Source organism: Corynebacterium sp. HMSC075F02 (assembly GCF_001838335.1).
GTDB classification, from domain to species: Bacteria; Actinomycetota; Actinomycetes; order Mycobacteriales; family Mycobacteriaceae; genus Corynebacterium; species Corynebacterium jeikeium_D.
This window is the reverse complement of record NZ_KV836306.1, coordinates 260,873-273,351: the sequence shown is the minus strand read 5'-3', so window position 1 is coordinate 273,351 and position 12,479 is coordinate 260,873. Positions and strand designations below refer to the sequence as shown.

Below are 12,479 nucleotides of genomic sequence, written 5' to 3'. Positions count from 1 at the left end.
GCTTCAAGGCTTCTGATGCTTGTGAAGGCGGATTGAGTGACCACAAAATTGTGGCTGCGAGAGTCGTGGCCACCTAGACCTCCAGGAGGACTAAAAGTGGCAAAGGCGAAGTTCGAGCGTACGAAGCCGCACGTCAACATCGGTACCATTGGTCACGTTGACCACGGTAAGACCACCACTACCGCCGCTATCACCAAGGTTCTGGCTGACAAGTTCCCGGACCTGAACGAGTCGTTCGCTTACGATGCCATCGATAAGGCACCGGAAGAGAAGGAACGTGGCATTACCATCAACGTTTCCCACGTTGAGTACCAGACGGAGAAGCGCCACTACGCTCACGTCGATGCCCCGGGCCACGCCGACTACATCAAGAACATGATTACCGGTGCTGCTCAGATGGACGGCGCAATCCTGGTTGTCGCTGCTACTGACGGCCCGATGCCGCAGACTCGCGAGCACGTTCTGCTGGCTCGCCAGGTTGGCGTTCCGTACATCCTCGTTGCGCTGAACAAGTGCGACATGGTCGACGACGAAGAGATCATCGAGCTCGTCGAGATGGAGGTCCGCGAGCTGCTGGCTGAGCAGGACTACGACGAGGAAGCTCCGATCGTCCACATCTCCGCTCTGAAGGCTCTTGAGGGCGAAGAGAAGTGGGTCAACTCCATCGTCGAGCTGATGGAAGCTTGCGACGAGAACATCCCGGATCCGGTTCGCGAGACCGACAAGCCGTTCCTGATGCCGATTGAGGACATCTTCACCATTACCGGTCGCGGCACCGTTGCTACCGGTCGTGTTGAGCGCGGCGTTCTGAACGTTAACGACGAGGTCGAGATTCTGGGCATCAAGGAGAAGTCCCAGAAGACCACCGTTACCGGTATCGAGATGTTCCGCAAGCTGCTGGATTCCGCTGAGGCTGGCGACAACTGTGGTCTGCTGCTCCGCGGTACCAAGCGTGAGGACATCGAGCGCGGTCAGATCGTTGCTAAGCCGGGCGCTTACACCCCGCACACCGAGTTCGAGGGTTCCGTCTACATCCTGTCTAAGGATGAGGGCGGCCGTCACACCCCGTTCTTCGACAACTACCGTCCGCAGTTCTACTTCCGCACCACCGACGTCACCGGCGTCGTTTCCCTGCCGGAAGGTGTCGAGATGGTCATGCCGGGCGACAACGTTGACATGTCTGTCAAGCTGATCCAGCCGGTCGCAATGGACGAGGGCCTGCGCTTCGCTATCCGCGAGGGTGGCCGCACCGTCGGCGCTGGCCGCGTTACCAAGATCGTTAAGTAAGGTTTCTCCCCATAGGGGAAGTGCTTTAACTTAAGTCTTAGAAGAATCCCGACTCCGCGTAAGCGGAAGTCGGGATTTTTTGTATCTGTACATACCCGACACTAGACGGGGTGGGGGCGACGCAATAGCCGTCGTCAAGCCGACTGTGCCGTAATGGGTGTGATGTACGTTGCACTTTGGAATCGTGATTTTACATTCGTAGCCCGGACGTGCTTTAATACGGAGGTTGCTTTAACAAAGGCGTTCGCGCCAATTGTTGTATCAGGCCCAGCTGGGAACCAGTACGAAATTGGACATAGCGCCTATGGTAAGGCGAGCATGACCACGTAGGGAAGTTTCTTCCCGATCGTGCCTCACGGAGAAAAACGGGCGACACGCCCGACCGCGGGGGTCGGAGGTGGCATGGCAAATTAACAGCGGCAGTAGGCAAATGAAGAGCCCCACGAGGGGGACTTGTTTTCCACTGGGATTTGAGTGCAAGGCGTTATTCGTCCGCTCGGGTCATGGCCATAAGTTAATTTGCCATGACGATCGAAGACGAAATCGCTTTGAAGTAATGCACAACCCAGTTTTAATTTCTGGCGCTGGCCATAGTTGCTGACGGCGTCGAGAAACATTGACAGGGTCGACGCCCCTTTAATTGGGGCGCGCCGACCGAGGAGAGGACAAGCGTGGCCGGACAGAAGATCCGCATCAGGCTCAAGGCCTACGACCACGAGGCTATCGACGCTTCTGCGCGAAAGATCGTGGAGACCGTTACCCGTACGGGTGCACGCGTCGTTGGCCCGGTGCCGTTGCCAACCGAAAAGAACGTTTACTGCGTTATCCGTTCGCCGCACAAGTACAAGGACTCGCGCGAGCACTTCGAGATGCGCACTCACAAGCGTCTGATCGACATTCTCGATCCAACGCCGAAGACCGTCGATGCACTTATGCGCATTGACCTTCCGGCAAGTGTCGATGTGAACATTCAGTGATCCTGGACTTTTGGTAGCGGAGACAAGATAAATGAGTGAAAACGAGATCAAGGGCATCCTGGGCACGAAGCTCGGTATGACTCAGATCTTCGACGAGGAGAACCGCGTTGTTCCGGTTACCGTCGTTGAGGCTGGGCCGTGCGTAGTGACTCAGGTGCGCACTAAGGAAACCGACGGCTACGACGCCGTCCAGATTGCATACGGCGAAATTGACCCGCGTAAGGTCAACAAGCCGGAGGCCGGCCACTTCAAGAAGGCCGGTGTGACCCCGCGTCGCCACAGCGTTGAGATTCGCACCCCGGACGCTTCCTCTTACGAGGTCGGCCAGTCCGTTGGTGTCGACATTTTCGGCGAAATTGAGTACGTCGACGTCACTGGTACCTCTAAGGGCCACGGCTTCGCCGGTGGTATGAAGCGCCACGGCTTTGCTGGCCAGGGTGCCGCTCACGGTAACCAGGCTGCTCACCGTCGTGTTGGTGGCATTGGCGCTTGCGCCACGCCAGGACGCGTCTTCAAGGGCAAGCGCATGGCAGGCCGCATGGGTAACGACCGGGTCACGACCCAGAACCTGAAGATCCAGAAGGTTGACGCTGACGCGAACCTGCTGCTCATCAAGGGCGCAGTTCCGGGTGCACGCGGCGGCCTGCTGGTTGTTAAGACTGCCACGAAGGGTGGTGCTCACGCATGACCAACCTCAAGCTAGACGTACACACCGCTGAAGGCGGCGTGAACGGTTCGGTTGAGCTTCCTGCTTCCGTGTTCGACGCGGAGGTGTCCATCGCCCTGATGCACCAGGTTGTTGTCGCGCAGCGTGCAGCAGCTCGCCAGGGCACCCACAAGGTCAAGACCCGCGGTGAGGTTCGCGGCGGTGGCCGCAAGCCGTGGCGCCAGAAGGGTACCGGTCGCGCTCGTCAGGGTTCGATCCGTGCTCCGCACTGGACCGGCGGTGGCGTTGTCCACGGCCCGGTGCCTCGCGATTACAGCCAGCGCACCCCGAAGAAGATGATTGCAGCTGCTCTGCGCGGCGCACTCTCTGACCGTGCTCGCCACGACCGCATCCACGTTGTCGAGGAACTGGTCCCAGGCCAGACCCCGTCCACCAAGGCAGCTCGTACTTTTGTCGAGCGTCTGACTGAGCGCCGCAACGTGCTCGTCGTTCTGCCGCGCGAGGACGTCAACTCGTGGAAGTCGGTTCGTAACCTGCCAGGTGTCCACATCCTGTCTGAGGATCAGCTGAACACCTACGATGTTCTGAAGGCCGATGACGTCATCTTCGCCGTTCAGGCACTCAATGACTTCATCACTCGCACCGCCGGTAAGGAGGAGAAGTAATGGCTACCATCGCAGATCCCCGCGACATCATTGTTGCACCGGTAGTGTCTGAGAAGTCCTACGGACTCATGGAGCAGGGCGTTTACACGTTCCTGGTCCACACCGACGCTAACAAGACCCAGATCAAGATCGCGGTCCAGGAGATTTTCGGTGCCAAGGTCGCTTCCGTCAACACCCTCAACCGTGAGGGCAAGCGCAAGCGTTCCCGCACCGGCTACGGCAAGCGCAAGAACACCAAGCGCGCCTACGTGACTCTCGCGGCCGGCAGCGATCCCATCGACATCTTCGGCGGTTCGGCAGCTTAGCCGCTAGCCGACGAGGAAGTTAAGGAAGAGCAAAAGTATGGCTATTCGTAAGTACAAGCCGACTACGCCGGGTCGCCGCCAGAGCTCCGTCTCCGAGTTCAGCGAGATTACTCGCTCGACTCCTGAGAAGTCTCTGCTGCGCCCGCTGTCGAAGACTGGTGGCCGTAACGTTCACGGTCACATCACCACTCGCCACAAGGGTGGCGGACACAAGCGCCAGTACCGTGTCATCGACTTCCGTCGTAATGACAAGGACGGCATTCCGGCAAAGGTCGCTCACATCGAGTACGACCCGAACCGTACCGCCAACATCGCACTGCTGCACTATGCAGACGGTGAGAAGCGCTACATCATCGCTCCGAAGAACCTGAAGCAGGGTGCCATCGTTGAGTCCGGCGCTAATGCCGACATCAAGGTTGGTAACAACCTGCCGCTGCGCAACATCCCGACCGGTTCCACTATTCACTGCGTGGAGCTCAAGCCAGGCGCTGGTGCACAGCTGGCACGTTCTGCTGGTGCTTCTATTCAGCTTCTCGGTAAGGAAGGCAAGTACGCAGTTCTGCGTATGCCGTCCTCTGAGATCCGTCGCGTCGACGCACGTTGCCGTGCAACCGTCGGTGAGGTCGGAAACCAGGATCAGATCAACATCCGTTGGGGCAAGGCCGGCCGTATGCGCTGGAAGGGCTGGCGCCCGACTGTCCGCGGTGTTGTCATGAACCCGGTCGACCACCCGCACGGTGGTGGTGAGGGTAAGACCTCCGGTGGTCGCCACCCGGTTTCCCCGTGGGGCCAGAAGGAAGGCCGCACCCGTAAGCCGAACCGTCCAAGCGACCAGCTGATCGTTCGTCGCCGTCGTACCAACAAGAATAAGAAGCGCTAAGGAGGGAACTGAGAATGCCACGCAGCCTTAAGAAGGGCCCGTTCGTCGATGAGCACCTCCTCGCGAAGGTCGATGCACAGAACGAGAAGGGCACCAAGCAGGTCATTAAGACCTGGTCTCGCCGCTCCACGATTCTCCCCGATTTCATCGGCCACACCTTCGCCGTTCACGACGGTCGCAAGCACGTGCCGGTGTTCGTGGATGACTCTATGGTCGGCCACAAGCTGGGCGAATTCGCCCCGACCAAGACCTTCAAGGGTCACGTCAAGGATGACAAGAAGGGACGTCGATAAGCCATGAGCAACGACATTACTTCTGCACGCGCAACTGCGCGCTTCGTCCGCGTTACTCCGATGAAGGCACGTCGCGTCCTGGACACCGTTCGCGGTAAGTCCGTCGACGAGGCACTGAACATCCTGGAGTACGCTCCGCAGGGTGCTGCTGATCCGGTCGCCAAGGTTGTTGCGTCTGCAGCTGCAAACGCTGAGAACAACTTCGGCCTGGACCGTCGTACTCTGGTCATCTCCGAGGCTTACGCCAACGAGGGACCGACCATGAAGCGCTTCCGCCCGCGTGCGCAGGGCCGTGCTTTCCACGTCCGCAAGCGCACCAGCCACATCACCGTGGTCGTCGAGAGCCAGAAGGAAGGTGACCGATAGTGGGACAGAAGATCCATCCACACGGTCTTCGCCTCGGTATTTCCAGCGACTGGAAGTCCCGCTGGTACGCCGACAAGCAGTACGCTGACTACCTGGCCGAGGACATCAAGATCCGCGATCTGCTGTCCACCGGTCTTGAGCGCGCCGGCATCTCCGATGTCGTTATCGAGCGCACCCGTGACCGCGTGCGTGTGGACATCCACACGGCACGCCCGGGCATTGTTATCGGTCGTCGTGGCTCCGAGGCTGACCGCATCCGCGGCCAGCTCGAGAAGCTCACCGGCAAGCAGGTTCAGCTGAACATCCTCGAGGTCAAGAACATTGACGCGGATGCGAAGCTGGTCGCTCAGTCCATCGCTGAGCAGCTCGCCAACCGTGTCGCTTTCCGTCGTGCAATGCGCAAGGCTATCCAGTCTGCAATGCGTCAGCCGCACGTCAAGGGCATCAAGGTTGTCTGCTCCGGTCGTCTCGGCGGTGCCGAGATGGGCCGCACCGAGCGCTACCACGAGGGTCGCGTTCCGCTGCACACCCTGCGTGCGGAGATCGACTACGGCACCCACGAGGCTCACACCACCTTCGGCCGCATTGGCGTCAAGGTGTGGATCTACAAGGGTGACGTGATCGGTGGCCGTCGCGAGTCCGAGATCAACGCCGGCAACGACCGCCAGCGTCGCGGCAACGACCGTCCGCGTCGTGGTGGCAAGCGTCGTCAGCGTGCATCTGAGAAGAAGGAGGGCTAATTCATGCTCATCCCGAAGCGCGTTAAGTTCCGTCGCCAGCACCGCCCGACCCGTTCTGGTATGTCCAAGGGCGGCAACAAGGTGACTTTCGGTGACTACGGTCTCCAGGCTCTCGAGCCGGCCTACATCACCAACCGTCAGATTGAGGCAGCGCGTATTGCTATCAACCGCCACGTCAAGCGTGGTGGTAAGGTCTGGATCCAGATTTTCCCGGACCGTCCGCTGACCCAGAAGCCACTGGGTGTTCGTATGGGTTCCGGTAAGGGCCCGGTCGAGAAGTGGGTAGCAAACGTCAAGCCGGGTCGCATCATGTTCGAGATGTCCTACCCGGACGAGGCAACTGCTGTCGAGGCACTGAAGCGCGCAGGCGCTAAGCTGCCGATTAAGACCCGAATCGTTCGGAAGGAGGATCAGTACTGATGTCGAACGGCATTCCCGCCCACGAGCTTCGCTCGCTGGATAACGATGACCTGGTTGCCAAGCTCAAGGAGTCTAAGGAGGAGCTGTTCAACCTCCGTTTCCAGAGCGCTACCGGTCAGCTGACCAACAACCGCCGTCTCCGCACTGTCCGCAAGGATATTGCTCGCATTTACACCGTTATGCGTGAGCGCGAGCTCGGCCTGTCTGCTGCACCAACCGATGGTGATGCAGCATGAGTGAGGAAAACATGAACACCACCGAGGCTGGCGCACGCAAGGTGCGCACCGGTTACGTCGTGTCCGACAAGATGCAGAAGACCATCGTCGTCGAGCTCGAGGACCGCAAGCAGCACGCCCTGTACGGCAAGATCATGCGCACGAACTCTAAGGTCAAGGCGCATGACGAGAACGAAGAGGCTGGCGTGGGCGACCGCGTCCGCATCGAAGAGTGCCGTCCGCTCTCCAAGGACAAGCACTACCGCCTGATCGAGATCATCGAGAAGGCTAAGTAAGACCCGTCAGCTGAGCAATCAGCTTGGGCTTTACGACGAGAACCCCGCCGCGGGAAACACGAAAGTGTTTTCTGTGGCGGGGTTTTGTTTTTTTAGAAAGCCATGTTCCTTCGTATTTCTAGTCCTCTCAGTCCAGGTTTGATGGGTTTTTATCTCTGATAGCATTGGCCAGGATTTGTGCTTTGTGAGGGGAGAAGTTCGGTGACTACTGACGTGACCAGGATTGATGATCGAGATCTCGAGTCCGCGCTTCGCTCACATGACGTGGCTACGCTGTCGCGGCTCTTAACTGATATTGAGCCCAAGGCTGCCGCTCGAAAGATGCGCCGCCTCAGCCATGGGGAACGTGCGCTGTTCTACCGCACACTGCCGAAAGACACGGCGGTTGAAACCTTCGATGAGCTGAACTCGGCTCTGCAGGCGCACCTGATTGACAGTCTCCGTGATCCTGAAGTCACCGCAGTTTTCGCGGAGATGGAACCGGACGATCGAGCAGAGCTGCTCGACGAGCTTCCTGCGTCTGTCGCTGCAAAACTGCTTGCCGATCTGCCGGATGACGAGCGAGAGCTAACCAACATCGTCCTCGGTTACCCCGATGGTTCCATTGGGCGTCGGATGAGCCCGGAGCTGGTGTCGCTTCACGACGATATGACGGTGGGGGAGGCTCTGGAGACCGTCTACAAGCATCTGGATGATGCCGAATCCATCTACACGCTGCCGGTGTCGAACCGGAACCGTCGGCTGGTGGGCGTGGTTAGCCTTCGTGAACTGATGCGCGCCAGCAGTGATATCCATGTTGCGGCGATTTTGCGGAAGGCCGATTACGCAGAGGCGACCGAATCCGAAGAGAAGGTAGCCCGCATGTGCGCTGATCGTAAGCGCCTAGCTCTGCCGATTGTCGACAGCGAGCAGCGTGTTATCGGTCTGCTCACGGTCGACGACGCCCTCCGGATTCTGGAAGAGGCAGACTCCGAGGACCAAGCTCGTATTTCCGGTTCTGAGCCTCTGCGCTTGCCCTATCTCGCGACGCCCATTTTCGAGATTGTTCGCTCTCGTGTGGTGTGGCTGCTCGTGCTTGCTATCGGTGCAACATTGACCGTGCAAGTCCTGGAAACTTTCGAAGAGACTCTTTCTCAGATGGTGGTTCTCTCGGTATTTGTGCCGCTGCTGATCGGTACAGGTGGCAATACCGGTAACCAGGCAGCAACCACGATTACGCGTGCGTTGGCGCTGGGGGATGTCCAACCCCGCGATATATTCAAAGTCATTCTCCGCGAGGTGAGAGTCGGTGCCTTCCTCGGTTTATTGCTTGGTACTCTCGGCCTGCTATTGGCTGGCTTGGTTTACGGCTGGGACATCGGCCTAGTGATTGGCCTGACGCTGCTGGGTATTTGTACTCTCGCGGCAACTGTCGGTGGCATCATGCCGCTAATCGGTAAGAAGTTCGGCATCGACCCAGCCGTCTTCGCTAACCCGTTCATTACCACTCTTGTCGATGCCTCCGGTCTGATCATCTACTTCCTGATCGCTAAGTCAGTATTGGGAATCTAGTCCCGTCGCGCAGGGGACGTCGGCGGTATAGAAAAGAGATCAACTACGCCATAATGGTGGCCATGAGCAATGGCACCCACAATCACCGCACTTGGAAAGAAATTATCGCTGCCGATCCGCAGCATTCTCGTCGTTACGCCAACCGCTGGCGGGGATTCGTGCGCGAGGGCCGCGATATTGACGGCGAGGCTCGGTTGGTGGATGCAATGGCGCCACGCCACGCTCGAATCCTGGATGCCGGCTGTGGGCAGGGGCGCGTCGGCGGTTACCTGGCGAAGGCTAGTCATCGAGTCGTCGGTGTCGACGTCGACCCCTATCTCATCGACGAGGCAAAGCGACAGTTCCCGGACGCGACGTGGTTGGTAGGGGACTTGGCGCAGCTGCCGCACGTGCTTGACGACGGGCTGGAGAACACACCCCACGATGACACGGCATCCGCCTTCGACGTCATCATTTGCCCCGGCAATGTGCTGACTTTCGTAGCGGCAGAAGACCGCGCGAAGGTACTGCAGGGCTTCGCGGAGGTGCTGAATCCGGAGAGCGGTCGTGCCATTATCGGCTTCGGCGCTGGCCGTGGTTGGGACTTTGCCGATTTTGAAACCACTGCGCAGGAGGCTGGGCTCACCGTGATTCAGCGTTATTCCACGTGGGATCTTCGTCCCTTTGACAAAGAGTCTCAGTTCCTGGTTGCAGTGCTTGAGCGAGCTAAATAGAGCGGGCTAAGCAGCGCGGACTAGGAATCTTTAGCCAGGAGTTCTTCGACTTCGGTTTTCGTCGGCGGCTGCGCTCCCTTGCGGGACACAGTGATGGCAGCCGCGGCGGCCGCATAGTGCAGAATCTCGCGCCACTGATCTGGTGATACGGAAGTCAGGTCAGCTGCCGTCAGACCTCGTTCCTCAATTTGCGCCAAAAGTGCGCCCATAATTGTGTCCCCAGCACCGATGGTGTCAACGACATTCGCGTTGACGGCTGGGACATCGATGCGGTTTCCGTCGGCAAGCAAAGTGAGCCCATCGCCACCTCGGGTGATGACGGCGGCCGGAACTTTAGTCAGCGCCTCTTCGCCAAGGAACTCGACTTCCTCGTCCGAGAGCTTCAACAAATTGACGTAGGGGAGCAAGCTCATGAGGAATTCGCGGTGTGCATCCGTTGCGTAAATGGGGCGAATATTTGGATCCGAAGCGACCAGGGTGCCATTGGCCGCGAACTGTTTGAGCAATTCCGCGTACCGGCTGGCACCTGGTTCTAGCGCCAGTGACAGGGTGCCGAAGCATGCGATATTCGCATCGATGTGCTTCGGCTCCACCAACGGGGTGGCCGTGCCGTCGGTGTAAAAGGTGTACGTTGCAGAGCGATCGTCGTGGATGGTGGTTACCGCCAGAATGGTCGGCTCTGGGCCACGCTGAACGTAAGAGGTGTCGACCCCTTCGTTTTCCAAGTGCTTGACCAGCTCATTTCCGAAACCATCTGTGGACAGGCGGGACTGGAAAATAACATCCGCACCGAGGCGAGAGGCCGTAACCGCGACGTTGTAGGGGCCTCCGCCTAGCGCCGGCACGTGGTTATTGAGGCTGCCAGGAGATACCGGAACGAGGTCAACCAGACCTTCGCCGCAAACACAAATAGCCATGACTTCAATAATATCGGGGGGGGGGAGGGGTATGACCTATCGGTCGAATTACCATCTGTCACCGCCACAGGGCCGACTGAATGACCCGAATGGCCTTTTCGTGGACGGCGAGACACTGCATGTGTTCTACCAGCATGATCCATGCTTTCCACATGCGCCGAAGAGAACTGGGTGGGGACATGCGTCCGCGTCGCTCACGACAGCCGAGCGGTGGCGTCATCACCCCGATGCGCTGTATCCAGGCATGCCCTATGACAAGCATGGTTGTTATTCTGGCAGCGCGGTTGTTGATGGCGATGATGTGTGGCTCTTCTATACCGGCAATCTGAAGGCAGACGGTCGCCGCATTCCGTCGCAGAATCGGGTGCGCGCGCTTGACGCCTCCGCCCCAGAGGGTGGGATTCATCTTGCCGATTCTGGTTATCTCATGGATTCTCGCAACGATTGAGAAGTTCTTCCATAAGCGTCTCAAGGGCACTGTCGACTTCATGCTGACACCACTGTTGACGTTGCTCATCACTGGTTTCATCACCTTTGCCGCCATTGGTCCAGTACTGCGCACTGCAGGTGAATGGCTGGGTATTGGTCTTGCAAATCTGTACGAATTCGCGGGACCTGTGGGTGGCTTCTTGTTCGGCTTGGTCTACTCGCCAATTGTCATCACTGGTCTGCACCAGTCCTTCTCACCAATCGAGTACATGCTGTGGGACCAGGGCGGCTCGTTCATTTTCGCGACGGCATCGATGGCCAATATTGTCCAAGGTGGTGCCGCGCTGGCAGTGTACTTCCTGGCCAAGAGTGAGAAGCTTAAAGGTCTGGCTGGCGCCTCCGGTATGTCGGCGCTATTCGGTATTACCGAGCCGGCCATCTTCGGTGTGAACCTACGTTTGCGCTGGCCGTTTTACATCGGCATGGGTGCTTCGGCCATTGCCTCGACGATGATTGCCATCTTCGATGTTAAGGCGACGAAGTTCAGCAGGGTGATACTTTGGCTGAGTTCGATATCGACGCAATCAAGGCTGCTGGATACCCGGTAACTACGCCTGTCGTTATTTCCAACTCGAAGAAGACCGGCCCTGTGCTGCCGGCTGAAGGCTTCCGCGATGGCCAGCCAATTTCGTTTGGGGCACCGCTTTTGACGGTCGACCCAAAGATTAAGGACGAGCCGAAGTCAGAAACTGCTGCTGCACCTGCTGGTACCGGAGAAAAGAAGTAAATCTGCCTCTCTTCGACGGTGAATCGCAGTTCCTGGTTGCAGCGCCTAAGGGGGGTAGGGCGCTGTGACCGTCGTAAAGCGGTTGCGATTCCGCGTCAGCCTGTCGTTATTCTTTTATGCGAATAACTGCAATTAACGGCACGCAGGGAAAGGCTTCGGCGGTGACGCTATACGAAACGCTGGATACGGCTGGCGACAAGAAACAGGAACTGTTGACGCAGGACTACGGACGATTTGCCGTGCGAGCGGTCCTGGCGGGTATGTACCTGACGCTCGGGACGGCCTTTGCAGCGGTCGCTGGACAAGTGGCAGAGGGCGTCGCGCCGGGGACTGGGGGACTGGTTTTTGCGTGCCTGTTCGGGCTTGGGCTGTTCGCCATTGTGGTGCTCGGTGCGGAGCTTGCGACCGGCAGCATGATGTTTGTGTCCTGGTCCACCGCACGCGGACGCATGGCGTGGGGAGTGGCCTTTCGAATGGTGGCCGTCGCTACGTTCTACAACTTCATCGGTGCGGCGATTGTGGCGCTGGTGCTCAGCCAGAGCGCCAAGCTCGGTGGGATCGATGACACACATCTGATTTCCACCTTGACTGAGGGGAAGCTGGCCAAGCCGTTCTTCGGCGCTTTCGTAGAGGCGATGGGTGCGAATTTCGTGGTCAATATGGCTGTCCTAGGTGCACTTCAAGCCAAAGAAATCATTTCGAAGTTCGTTGTGATTCTGCCGATTATTGCAGTGTTCGTTGGGCTTGGACTCGAGCACGTGATTGCGAACTTCTCGTTGTTTTCCTTGGCCTTTTTCGCTGATCCGCATCCTACAGGCTTCGATGGTCTGCACATTACTGTTAACTGGGTGGCCGTGTGGCTAGGTAACTTCGTAGGTGGTGGCCTTGGGATCGGCGCGGTCTACGCCTGGTTGAACCAGACGAAGACCAGCTATGTTGACTAGGTTTTGAGCTTCGCCGCGCCCTAACCG

Annotated in this window: 17 protein-coding genes and 2 pseudogenes; 18 read left to right on the top strand and 1 reads right to left on the bottom strand. The window is 58.5% G+C overall.

Annotated elements, in window-relative coordinates; genetic code table 11:
• Positions 1-96 precede the first annotated feature (96 nt).
• The 14 genes from tuf to HMPREF2920_RS02290 all read left to right on the top strand — a co-directional run bounded on the left by tuf (position 97) and on the right by HMPREF2920_RS02290 (position 9,375).
• Positions 97-1,287: an elongation factor Tu gene (gene tuf / locus HMPREF2920_RS02355; protein WP_016422054.1), complete on the top strand. Its 1,191-nt coding sequence runs from the start codon at positions 97-99 to the stop codon at positions 1,285-1,287.
• Positions 1,288-1,958: 671 nt separating this feature from the next.
• Entirely contained in the window at positions 1,959-2,264 is a 306-nt protein-coding gene (gene rpsJ, locus HMPREF2920_RS02350) for a 30S ribosomal protein S10 (protein WP_003938093.1), read from the top strand.
• 31 nt (positions 2,265-2,295) lie between these two features.
• Complete coding sequence (rplC, locus tag HMPREF2920_RS02345) at positions 2,296-2,952, top strand: 50S ribosomal protein L3 (RefSeq protein ID WP_005509762.1); 657 nt, start codon at positions 2,296-2,298, stop codon at positions 2,950-2,952.
• Positions 2,949-3,596 carry a 50S ribosomal protein L4 gene (gene rplD / locus HMPREF2920_RS02340; RefSeq protein ID WP_016422055.1) on the top strand — a complete coding sequence of 216 codons (648 nt, stop codon included), beginning with the start codon at positions 2,949-2,951 and terminating at the stop codon, positions 3,594-3,596. Before rplC ends, rplD begins: the two co-directional genes overlap by 4 nt.
• Positions 3,596-3,901 (top strand): 50S ribosomal protein L23, encoded by a 306-nt coding sequence (gene rplW / locus HMPREF2920_RS02335; RefSeq protein ID WP_005509869.1) that lies wholly within the window; start codon positions 3,596-3,598, stop codon positions 3,899-3,901. The genes rplD and rplW overlap by 1 nt, the downstream gene beginning before the upstream one ends.
• Before the next feature lie 37 nt (positions 3,902-3,938).
• Positions 3,939-4,781: a 50S ribosomal protein L2 gene (gene rplB, locus HMPREF2920_RS02330; protein WP_016422056.1), complete on the top strand. Its 843-nt coding sequence runs from the start codon at positions 3,939-3,941 to the stop codon at positions 4,779-4,781.
• Positions 4,782-4,795: 14 nt separating this feature from the next.
• Complete coding sequence (rpsS, locus tag HMPREF2920_RS02325) at positions 4,796-5,074, top strand: 30S ribosomal protein S19 (protein ID WP_005509882.1); 279 nt, start codon at positions 4,796-4,798, stop codon at positions 5,072-5,074.
• A gap of 3 nt (positions 5,075-5,077) precedes the next feature.
• Positions 5,078-5,440, top strand: coding sequence for a 50S ribosomal protein L22 (gene rplV / locus HMPREF2920_RS02320; protein ID WP_005509775.1), 363 nt, complete (start codon positions 5,078-5,080; stop codon positions 5,438-5,440).
• Positions 5,440-6,180: a 30S ribosomal protein S3 gene (rpsC, locus tag HMPREF2920_RS02315; RefSeq protein WP_016422058.1), complete on the top strand. Its 741-nt coding sequence runs from the start codon at positions 5,440-5,442 to the stop codon at positions 6,178-6,180. Before rplV ends, rpsC begins: the two co-directional genes overlap by 1 nt.
• 3 nt (positions 6,181-6,183) lie before the next feature.
• Positions 6,184-6,600 (top strand): 50S ribosomal protein L16, encoded by a 417-nt coding sequence (rplP, locus tag HMPREF2920_RS02310; protein ID WP_016422059.1) that lies wholly within the window; start codon positions 6,184-6,186, stop codon positions 6,598-6,600.
• Entirely contained in the window at positions 6,600-6,836 is a 237-nt protein-coding gene (gene rpmC / locus HMPREF2920_RS02305) for a 50S ribosomal protein L29 (RefSeq protein WP_005509851.1), read from the top strand. Before rplP ends, rpmC begins: the two co-directional genes overlap by 1 nt.
• A complete protein-coding gene (gene rpsQ, locus HMPREF2920_RS02300; protein WP_042388398.1) occupies positions 6,833-7,111 on the top strand; it encodes a 30S ribosomal protein S17 in 279 nt (92 codons plus the stop codon). The genes rpmC and rpsQ overlap by 4 nt, the downstream gene beginning before the upstream one ends.
• A gap of 201 nt (positions 7,112-7,312) precedes the next feature.
• The gene (mgtE, locus tag HMPREF2920_RS02295; RefSeq protein WP_069359389.1) at positions 7,313-8,662 is read left to right on the top strand and encodes a magnesium transporter; all 1,350 of its coding nucleotides are present in this window, start codon (positions 7,313-7,315) and stop codon (positions 8,660-8,662) included.
• A gap of 53 nt (positions 8,663-8,715) precedes the next feature.
• Positions 8,716-9,375 (top strand): class I SAM-dependent methyltransferase, encoded by a 660-nt coding sequence (locus HMPREF2920_RS02290; protein ID WP_083296841.1) that lies wholly within the window; start codon positions 8,716-8,718, stop codon positions 9,373-9,375.
• Between the two features lie 20 nt (positions 9,376-9,395).
• Here HMPREF2920_RS02290 and HMPREF2920_RS02285 read toward each other — a convergent pair whose 3' ends face one another.
• Positions 9,396-10,292 (bottom strand): carbohydrate kinase family protein, encoded by an 897-nt coding sequence (locus HMPREF2920_RS02285; RefSeq protein ID WP_070601281.1) that lies wholly within the window; start codon positions 10,290-10,292, stop codon positions 9,396-9,398.
• A gap of 31 nt (positions 10,293-10,323) precedes the next feature.
• Here HMPREF2920_RS02285 and HMPREF2920_RS10570 point away from each other — a divergent pair.
• The 4 genes and pseudogenes from HMPREF2920_RS10570 to HMPREF2920_RS02270 form a co-directional block, all read left to right on the top strand.
• Positions 10,324-10,707: pseudogene (locus HMPREF2920_RS10570) on the top strand (glycoside hydrolase family 32 protein); the annotation flags it as partial.
• Positions 10,691-11,257, top strand: a pseudogene (locus HMPREF2920_RS02275) (PTS transporter subunit EIIC); the annotation flags it as partial. The pseudogenes HMPREF2920_RS10570 and HMPREF2920_RS02275, both read left to right, overlap by 17 nt.
• A gap of 23 nt (positions 11,258-11,280) precedes the next feature.
• Positions 11,281-11,508, top strand: coding sequence for a hypothetical protein (locus tag HMPREF2920_RS11050; RefSeq protein WP_141698026.1), 228 nt, complete (start codon positions 11,281-11,283; stop codon positions 11,506-11,508).
• Positions 11,509-11,624: 116 nt separating this feature from the next.
• Positions 11,625-12,452, top strand: a complete 828-nt coding sequence (locus HMPREF2920_RS02270; protein WP_246821094.1) for a formate/nitrite transporter family protein — start codon at positions 11,625-11,627, stop codon at positions 12,450-12,452.
• The last annotated feature ends 27 nt before the right edge of the window (positions 12,453-12,479 follow it).

Bases quoted from the DNA above. Each gene is read 5' to 3' on its own strand.
- rplC (WP_005509762.1), top strand. From the start codon at position 2,296: ATGAGTGAAAACGAGATCAAGGGCATCCTGGGCACGAAGCTCGGTATG.
- rplD (WP_016422055.1), top strand. From the start codon at position 2,949: ATGACCAACCTCAAGCTAGACGTACACACCGCTGAAGGCGGCGTGAAC.
- rplW (WP_005509869.1), top strand. From the start codon at position 3,596: ATGGCTACCATCGCAGATCCCCGCGACATCATTGTTGCACCGGTAGTG.
- rplB (WP_016422056.1), top strand. From the start codon at position 3,939: ATGGCTATTCGTAAGTACAAGCCGACTACGCCGGGTCGCCGCCAGAGC.
- rpsS (WP_005509882.1), top strand. From the start codon at position 4,796: ATGCCACGCAGCCTTAAGAAGGGCCCGTTCGTCGATGAGCACCTCCTC.
- rplV (WP_005509775.1), top strand. From the start codon at position 5,078: ATGAGCAACGACATTACTTCTGCACGCGCAACTGCGCGCTTCGTCCGC.
- rplP (WP_016422059.1), top strand. From the start codon at position 6,184: ATGCTCATCCCGAAGCGCGTTAAGTTCCGTCGCCAGCACCGCCCGACC.
- rpmC (WP_005509851.1), top strand. From the start codon at position 6,600: ATGTCGAACGGCATTCCCGCCCACGAGCTTCGCTCGCTGGATAACGAT.
- rpsQ (WP_042388398.1), top strand. From the start codon at position 6,833: ATGAGTGAGGAAAACATGAACACCACCGAGGCTGGCGCACGCAAGGTG.
- HMPREF2920_RS02290 (WP_083296841.1), top strand. From the start codon at position 8,716: ATGGTGGCCATGAGCAATGGCACCCACAATCACCGCACTTGGAAAGAA.
- HMPREF2920_RS02285 (WP_070601281.1), bottom strand. From the start codon at position 10,292: ATGGCTATTTGTGTTTGCGGCGAAGGTCTGGTTGACCTCGTTCCGGTA.
- HMPREF2920_RS02270 (WP_246821094.1), top strand. From the start codon at position 11,625: ATGCGAATAACTGCAATTAACGGCACGCAGGGAAAGGCTTCGGCGGTG.